Annotated in this window: 1 protein-coding gene; it reads left to right on the plus strand. The window is 79.4% G+C overall.

Translation table 11 applies throughout. The features are described from left to right. The first annotated feature begins 104 nt into the window (after positions 1-104). Complete coding sequence (locus AB0F11_RS30945; RefSeq protein ID WP_362180756.1) at positions 105-971, plus strand: sigma-70 family RNA polymerase sigma factor; 867 nt, start codon at positions 105-107, stop codon at positions 969-971. The last annotated feature ends 86 nt before the right edge of the window (positions 972-1,057 follow it).

Consider the following 1,057-nt stretch of genomic DNA (forward strand, 5'->3'; position numbering starts at 1 on the left):
ACCGCCCCGGCGCCGCCCTTCGCCGGCGGCCGCCCCCCCCCCGGCCCCCTCCCGCCCCCCCCCGCGTCCGTGCGTCACGTGCCCCCGACCACACCAGGAGCGCCATGTCCGGCCCTCACCGACACGCCCCGGCCGCCCCGCACCACACCGGCGCGCCGCCGTCCCACCACCCCGACCCCGACCCCGGCGCCGCCGGCACCGGCCCGGAACCCCCGTCCGACGCGGACCTGATCCGGCGGCTCCGGCAGGCGTACGCCTCCGGAACGGGCGATCCCGACGTCTGCGAACTCCTCTACCGGCGGCACCGTGCCGCCGCTTTCTCATGTGCGCGCAGCTGCTGCCGCACCCCGCAGGACGCCGAGGACCTCGTCTCGGAGGCCTTCGTACGGACCGTGCAGGCCGTCCGCTCCGGCGCCGGTCCGCGGGAGCAGTGGCGCCCGTACCTGCTGGCGGTCGTCCGGCACACGGCCATCGAATGGCGGGCCGGCGCCGGGCGCACCGTCCTGACGCCGGACGTGGAGCCCTGGTGCCGCCCCGGCCCGAGCGGGGACGACCCGCAGCGCCGGCTGCTGGACAGCGAGGACCGCCGGCTCGTCGCCCGCTCCTTCCAGGCCCTCCCCGAGCGGTGGAAGGCCGTGCTGTGGCACACCCTCGTCGAGGACGACTGCCCGCACCCCGTCCCGCTGCTGCTCGGCATCACCCCCAGCGCGGTGACCTCCCTGGCCTTCCGCGCCCGCGAAGGACTGCGCGAGGCGTACCTGCGGGCCCACCTCTCCTCGGCCGCCGATGCCCGGTGCCGCCACTACGGCAGCGTGCTCGGTGCGGCCGTCCGTCGCCGCCCCACCCCGCGCACCCGGGGCCTGGCTCGCCACCTGGCGGCCTGCCGGCCTTGCTCCCGGGCGTACGCCGAACTCCTCGACCTCGACGCCGCACTGCGCGCCGGCTCCTGCGCCGAGCCCGTCGCCCCGTAGCGACCGGGGCCCGGGGCGCCGACCGGCCGCTCCGGCTCCCGACACGCCGCTGCCGGTGGCGGCCGCGGGGGGGGGGGCGGCCCCGG

It is taken from the genome of Streptomyces sp. NPDC032472 (assembly GCF_040636955.1).
In the GTDB taxonomy this organism is placed as follows: Bacteria; Actinomycetota; Actinomycetes; order Streptomycetales; family Streptomycetaceae; genus Streptomyces.

Bases quoted from the DNA above. Each gene is read 5' to 3' on its own strand.
- AB0F11_RS30945 (WP_362180756.1), top strand. From the start codon at position 105: ATGTCCGGCCCTCACCGACACGCCCCGGCCGCCCCGCACCACACCGGC.